This window comes from Empedobacter sp. UBA7252 (assembly GCF_002472765.1).
Lineage (GTDB): Bacteria > Bacteroidota > Bacteroidia > Flavobacteriales > Weeksellaceae > Empedobacter > Empedobacter falsenii_B.
In genome coordinates, this window is record NZ_DKSQ01000037.1 from 29,153 (window position 1) to 35,614 (window position 6,462).

Genomic DNA, 6,462 nt, shown 5'->3' on the forward strand with positions numbered 1-6,462 from the left:
GAGAAAGCTTTTTTGATTATTGTATTTTTTATATCAAACCAAATTGCTTGAAATGATGTGTAAAATGTTTTTTATGAAATGTTTTCCAATCTTCGTATCCAATATCATTTAAAACAGGATTGACAATTTTAGCATCAGGATTTTCTGTGAAATATGAATTGAATTTATCAATTTCTTGTTCTAATTTTTCTATTGCAGCTTCTAAAGAATGGTAACGTAAATCTAGTAAACCTTCCATTCCATTTGCTTTTATCCCCTTTTGCATTTCATGATCAGATTCTAATAAAAAGGATTTGTATTGGGGTATTTGCTCTGCAGGAATTCGACAAGGTACTGTTAAACCTCCATTTGAAATTTTAGTGGTTACAATCAAATGTTCAACCATGTGTTGAGGTGTCATAATTCCCCATTCTGGCTGTTGATCTACTTTTAAACTTTTTAGTTTAGAAATAAGACTGGCTTTATCTTCAAAATTTAAAAACATATTTTTTCTGTGAAGTTAGTTAGTCGTATAATAATAATCAATAAAATTCAAGATTTATTTTGTTAATTGTTCAAGCCTTTTTATATAAGCGTCTACAAAATTCTGAATGAAACTTGTTGTGGTTATAGAGTTCTAATTGTCCAATCTTAATAACTTTAAGGGTATATCCTTCGGTTGTCATTTTAATTAAGTTCTTTGAAATCTTTCTAGAATTTGCTTCTTTTCATAGACTTCCCATAAAAGTCCAATTGTTTTTTGAGTTTAGTTATCTGATTTCATTTTAAGAAAGTTTATGTAAAAATTTTCAATGAATTAATTATCATTTTTAATGAATATCGTATAAGAAAAATGTAAATTAGTATTGTATTAAATGAAACAAATGATAAATATTCAGCCCAATTTAGAAAATGATTTAGTAGAACTTCAACCGCTCAACGATAATGATTTTGAAGCGCTTTATTTAGCTGCTTCAGACCCGAAAGTTTGGGAACAGCACCCAAATAAAAATCGTTGGAAAAGAGATGTTTTTATGAATTTTTTCGAAGGTGCAATTCAAAGTAAAGGTGCTTTCAAGATTATTGATAAACAGACAAATCAAGTTGTTGGTAGCTCTCGTTTTTACGATTATGATGAGCAAGATTCATCTATTTTGGTTGGTTATACGTTTTATTCGACGAATTGTTGGGGAAAAGGTTTTAATCCGTCTGTTAAGAAATTAATGTTTGATTATATTTTTCAGTTTGTTGACAAAATTTATTTACATGTTGGCGCTGATAATGTACGTTCGCAAATTGCAGTAGAGCGTTTGGGTTGTAAAAAAGTGAAAGAAGAACAAATTGAATATTTTGGAGAAGAGCCAAAGTTAAATTTTATTTATCAGTTGAATAAAGTTGACTGGTTTAAGTAATTGATAATTAAAACTATTTTTTGAGGACAGATTTTTTATGTCCTTTTTTTGAAAAAAAACTTAAAAATATGATTATGTTTTTCGTAATAAAATATACTTTTACTGAAGTTTTCATAATAATGAATGAGTAATATTACATTAAACCCAATTTATGAAAAGATTATTGATGACTTATCAAATCAAAAATACTCTATTTCAGACTTTTTTTTCTCAACAGAGGAAACAAAGCAACTTCGCGAAGCTATAATTCGAAAAGAAAATAAAAAAGATTTTCATCAAGCTGCTGTCGGAAGTTCGGTTAACGAACAAATTATAAAATCAATCAGAGGCGATAAAATCAGATGGATTGATGAAGAAAATAAAACAGAAACGGAAGAAATTTTTTTCTCAAAAATCAATGATTTTATTGACTATCTCAATTTAACATGCTACATGGGCATTGAGGAAAGTGAATTTCATTACGCTATTTATCCCGAAGGGACATTTTACCAAAAACATGTTGATGCTTTTAAGAATGATGATAGACGCACACTTTCTATTGTATTGTATTTGAATGATGAAGAGTGGAAAGATGAATTTGGCGGACAATTGACCTTGTATTTGGCAGATGAAAATAAGGCTGAAAAAGAATTAGATATTTTACCTCTTGCTGGTCGTTTGGCTGTTTTTGATAGTAAAACTATTCCGCACGAAGTAAAAACTGTTAATCGACCAAGATATAGTATCACAGGTTGGTTGAAAACCAGAGGAAATATTTTGACATATTTGTAATAAAATCTGTAGTTGCTTCGAGATTTCAATTTCTATTTACATTAGATAAATATTGGCATCAATTTGAACGATTTAGACAATAAGAATCAAAAAAACTCAACCAATTGGTTGAGTTTTTTTGATATGTTATTAAAAATATAATTAAGCTTCAAAGAATTCTGCTACATAACGTTCTGCGTCTAATGCAGCAGCACAACCAGATCCAGCAGCAGTAATTGCTTGTCTGTAAACAGAATCTTGCACATCACCAGCAGCAAAAACACCTGCTACATTTGTTTTGTACGAACGATCTTGCGTGATTAAATATCCCGTTTCGTCCATATCCAATTTCCCTTGGAATAATTCTGTATTTGGTTTATGTCCAATCGCGATAAAAACTCCATCAACGATTAATTCTTTTTCTTCGTTTGTAACATTGTTGATGATTTTCGCTTTTTCAACAACATTGTTTCCTTCCAAACCAATTAATTCGTGGTTATATAAAACCTCTAAATTATGTGTATTTGCAACACGATCTTGCATCGCTTTAGACGCGCGCATTTCCTCTTTACGAACCAATAAATAAACCTTGTTACAAAGTTTTGATAAGTAAGTTGCTTCTTCAGCAGCGGTATCACCACCACCAACTACCGCAACATCTTTACCGCGGTAAAAGAAACCATCGCAAGTTGCACAAGCTGAAACTCCGCTACCAGCGTATTTAGTTTCATCATCTAAACCTAAATATTTCGCAGTTGCACCTGTCGAAATAATAATAGAACGAGCTTGGTAAGTTCCATTGTTCGATTTTACAGTATGTACATCACCTTCTTTTTCTCCAAAAGTTACTTCCGTTACATATTCGTATTTTATTTCAGTTCCAAAACGCTCTGCTTGTTTTTGTAAATCAGCCATCAATTCTGGTCCTGTAACTGCTTCTGGATAACCTGGGAAATTCTCAACATCCGTTGTTGTTGTTAATTGTCCACCTGGCTCCATACCAGTTAAAATCAAAGGATTCATGTTCGCGCGTGCAGCATAAATTCCCGCTGTATAACCCGCAGGTCCAGATCCTATTATGATAACATCTCTTACGTTATTTTCCATTGTGTTGTTTTATTTTTTTACAAATTTAGTATTTCTTATTTATTTTTCTCGATTCTATAAATAGATGAAAATTATAGATTCATAATTTTATACACTAATTCAATTAATAATTGGCTTGGCGTCACATTTCCAGTAGTTCCAACACCTTTTCCTTTCAAATCATATTCACGTATAAATGAGATAATTCTCGTAGCTTTTTTTAGCGGATAATTACTTGCAGCTGTCATCATTCCTTGTACAAAATACGGATTAATTCCTAATACTTTCGCCAAATTTTGCTTCGATTTATCTGGCGTAACATGTATTTGAATGATGTTTGTAAACAGATTAAAAATTGTTGTGATTGAAACGACGTACGGATTATCCTTCGGATTTTTCTCGAAATATTTAATGATTTTGAATGCTTTTTCGATGTTCTTCGTTTCGATTGCATTGCGAAGTTCAAAAACATTATAATCTTTACTAATCCCAATATGTTCCTCAATATGATTTGGTGTGATAGTTTTATCCGCGCCAACAATTGTAAAGAGTTTTTCTAATTCATTGTTCAAACGAGATAAATCTGCTCCGACATACTCCGTCAACAAAAACTTTGCTTTTGGTTCAATCTTAAATTGATTAGCTGCAACTTTTTGTTCTATCCAAGAAGGTAACTCGCTTTCATAAATCTTTTTGAATTCGTGGTAATACCCTTTTTCATTCAGAACTTTATAGATTTTCTTGCGTTTATCAAGTGAATTTCCTTTGTAATTGATGATTAAAACCGTCGAATCTTGTACTTGATTTGCATACATTTCCAACTGATCTATCGAACGGCTAAGATGTTGCGCTTCTTTTACAATCACTACAGATTTTTCTGCACCCATCGGGTATTGACGCGCCATTCCAATCAATTGTCCAACTTCTACATCTTGTCCATAAACTATTGTTTGGTTAAAACCTTTTTCTTCTTCTGTTAAAATATTTGCTTCCAACAAATCAGTTACCTGATCGATGAAAAACGGCTCGTCGCCCGCCAAGAAGTAAATCGGTTTATAGTTTTTGTTTTTTATATCTTTGATCAAAGATTCTACAGGACTCATACAATGACTGAATTAGTACAATTAAATTTTTCCGAAAAATACCAAATAAGATTGAAACAAGCCCAAGATAAATTGTATATCTTTTGTTTGATTCGAAAAAAATGGTTGGTCTATACGCCCGAAGAATGGGTTAGGCAACACGTTCTGAATTATTTAATCAACGATTTGGGTTATTCAACTTCGGCGATTGCGTTGGAAGTTGCAATTGATATTACAGGAATGCGAAAACGTGCAGATATTGTCGTTTATCAGCAAGAAAAACCATTTATTATGGTGGAATGTAAAGCGCCGAATATTGCAATTTCGCAAGCAACTTTTGATCAAATAGCGCGTTACAACATTGTGTTAGGTTCTCAATTGTTGATGGTAACAAATGGTTTGAATCATTTTTATTGTATGATGGATTTTGTTCAAAAAAGATATAATTTCTTGAAAGAGTTGCCGAAGAAAGGATAATTTGAAAATGAGCTAATGTGTTGATGTGAAAATTTGTCAATTCGAGCGATTTTAATGGATCTTGACTACGTTTCAAACGTAGCTGACCACGTCCCGAACGTAGTCGACGTGGTTCTGAAGCAAGCTGATTACGTTCCGAAGTAAGCTAGCTTTGTATTTTAGTAAGCTGATGAGGTTTTATACCTAGTTGATTACGTCCAGAACTTAGCTGACAATGTCAGGAACGTCAAATTTGGGGTTAGGTTACCTCGTTTTCTTGGTTCGTAACCAAGCCAGCTTGGTAAAAGAGACCGTCAACTTAGTAAATTTGGAAGCTGACTAGGTTCAGAACGTCGTCAGCTAAGTGTTTAAGTAAGTTTGCTGAGTAAATTAGGTAGTTAGCTTAGTGTATTACATGGAAAATGTAGTTTATTTTGTGAAATGGTTTAACTTTATTAACAAAGAAGTAATTTGTTTAATCCTTCAAGAAGAAATAGAAATATAGGTACTGCCAAACAGGGTTTTAGTAAGAATAATAAGTTGACGATTTCTACTCCATATGGTAGTTACAAATCTTTTTATGAAAAACTAACAACTTATAAAAAAGAGAGTAGAATTATTAATAATCATGAATTTGTGTTTGTAGTGGAAGATACAAGACTAAATTCTGTTCACGCATGTTCAATAAATGATATTGTAAAAATTATTTCAAATATACCTGTTGAGGATTATGGAGAATTAAAATTTATAGTTTTGAGACAACCAAAGCGAAAGGAGCAAATTATTTCGAGTGTTTGGGGAAGATTAGTTTATTTATACGAATTCGAGAAAGAAGATTTTCCTGCTATTATTTTAGAATCTATAGATAAAGATTCACAATTAATTTGGAGTAAAAAGCTATCAGTTGATGAACGAAAAGAATTCGAAATACTTAAAAATGATGGACATATATTTGAAGAAAGTAATAAATATTTTACATCTAAAATAGAACCTGAATTTGCAAGAAATACACAGTTATATAGAACATTACTACACGAATTTGGTCATTATGTGCATTATTTAGAACAAGTAGAAAAACCAGGTCATGAGGATGAAGAATTTGATGAATGGGAGAGACGAAATGATATTCATGTAAATCTTCCGAAAAAGGAAAAGGAAAAGTTTGCGAATAATTACGCAGATAAAATAAAATCCGAACTGATTAAAAAAGGAGTGATACCATTTCATTTAAACCATTATAAAAACGAAAACTAATTTAATAATGAATGAAGAAATAGAATATACACTAAATAAATTATTATTGAATGCAAGTTTGTATTCAATTGAATATTCGGGTATTTTATCGTTTAAGTTTTCAATTAGTAATAAATCAATTTATTATGATAAAATTGTTGAAGTAATAATAGAATTTGTATCTGGATGTAAAATATTTAATAAGATTACAAATTTTAATATTGATAATAATGAATTATTTGAGTTAGTGTCATTGGATATTTCGAATGTTAAACTATTTGATGATAAATTTTTAGAAATTTATATTGATGATAGATATATTATTAGAGCTTTAGAAGATAATTTTGTTTTGAATGATGTTAAATGGATTATTAAAAACAAATTAAATAATTATAGAATATTTTATGATGGTTATAAAATAGAAACTATAGATTTAATTAAATGACACTGTCCAAAATTTTGTG

8 protein-coding genes are annotated in these 6,462 nt (G+C 30.7%); 5 read left to right on the plus strand and 3 right to left on the minus strand.

Annotation, left to right across the window (positions count from 1 at the left end; translation table 11 throughout):
- Window positions 1-28 precede the first annotated feature (28 nt).
- Window positions 29-484, minus strand: coding sequence for a hypothetical protein (locus tag B2X73_RS05130; RefSeq protein WP_219034742.1), 456 nt, complete (start codon window positions 482-484; stop codon window positions 29-31).
- A 370-nt stretch (window positions 485-854) separates the two neighbouring features.
- Between B2X73_RS05130 and B2X73_RS05135 the strand changes: the two genes are divergently transcribed.
- Window positions 855-1,391 (plus strand): GNAT family N-acetyltransferase, encoded by a 537-nt coding sequence (locus tag B2X73_RS05135; RefSeq protein WP_306822322.1) that lies wholly within the window; start codon window positions 855-857, stop codon window positions 1,389-1,391.
- 123 nt (window positions 1,392-1,514) lie between these two features.
- Window positions 1,515-2,162: a 2OG-Fe(II) oxygenase gene (locus B2X73_RS05140; RefSeq protein ID WP_219034743.1), complete on the plus strand. Its 648-nt coding sequence runs from the start codon at window positions 1,515-1,517 to the stop codon at window positions 2,160-2,162.
- Window positions 2,163-2,303: 141 nt separating this feature from the next.
- On the opposite strand, the gene trxB is transcribed toward B2X73_RS05140, so the two are convergent.
- Both trxB and holA read right to left on the minus strand, forming a co-directional pair.
- The gene (gene trxB, locus B2X73_RS05145; protein WP_221854545.1) at window positions 2,304-3,248 is read right to left on the minus strand and encodes a thioredoxin-disulfide reductase; all 945 of its coding nucleotides are present in this window, start codon (window positions 3,246-3,248) and stop codon (window positions 2,304-2,306) included.
- 71 nt (window positions 3,249-3,319) lie between these two features.
- Window positions 3,320-4,330 (minus strand): DNA polymerase III subunit delta, encoded by a 1,011-nt coding sequence (gene holA, locus B2X73_RS05150; protein WP_219034745.1) that lies wholly within the window; start codon window positions 4,328-4,330, stop codon window positions 3,320-3,322.
- A 3-nt stretch (window positions 4,331-4,333) separates the two neighbouring features.
- Between holA and B2X73_RS05155 the strand changes: the two genes are divergently transcribed.
- The 3 genes from B2X73_RS05155 (at window position 4,334) to B2X73_RS05165 (ending at window position 6,443) form a co-directional block, all read left to right on the plus strand.
- Window positions 4,334-4,786, plus strand: coding sequence for a type I restriction enzyme HsdR N-terminal domain-containing protein (locus B2X73_RS05155; protein WP_221854544.1), 453 nt, complete (start codon window positions 4,334-4,336; stop codon window positions 4,784-4,786).
- Between the two features lie 450 nt (window positions 4,787-5,236).
- Window positions 5,237-6,019 (plus strand): hypothetical protein, encoded by a 783-nt coding sequence (locus B2X73_RS05160; protein ID WP_291095894.1) that lies wholly within the window; start codon window positions 5,237-5,239, stop codon window positions 6,017-6,019.
- Window positions 6,020-6,026: 7 nt separating this feature from the next.
- A complete protein-coding gene (locus B2X73_RS05165) occupies window positions 6,027-6,443 on the plus strand; it encodes a hypothetical protein (protein ID WP_286496144.1) in 417 nt (138 codons plus the stop codon).
- Window positions 6,444-6,462 lie beyond the last annotated feature (19 nt).

Bases quoted from the DNA above. Each gene is read 5' to 3' on its own strand.
- trxB (WP_221854545.1), bottom strand. From the start codon at position 3,248: ATGGAAAATAACGTAAGAGATGTTATCATAATAGGATCTGGACCTGCG.
- B2X73_RS05155 (WP_221854544.1), top strand. From the start codon at position 4,334: ATGACTGAATTAGTACAATTAAATTTTTCCGAAAAATACCAAATAAGA.
- B2X73_RS05130 (WP_219034742.1), bottom strand. From the start codon at position 484: ATGTTTTTAAATTTTGAAGATAAAGCCAGTCTTATTTCTAAACTAAAA.
- B2X73_RS05135 (WP_306822322.1), top strand. From the start codon at position 855: ATGAAACAAATGATAAATATTCAGCCCAATTTAGAAAATGATTTAGTA.
- holA (WP_219034745.1), bottom strand. From the start codon at position 4,330: ATGAGTCCTGTAGAATCTTTGATCAAAGATATAAAAAACAAAAACTAT.
- B2X73_RS05140 (WP_219034743.1), top strand. From the start codon at position 1,515: ATGAGTAATATTACATTAAACCCAATTTATGAAAAGATTATTGATGAC.
- B2X73_RS05165 (WP_286496144.1), top strand. From the start codon at position 6,027: ATGAATGAAGAAATAGAATATACACTAAATAAATTATTATTGAATGCA.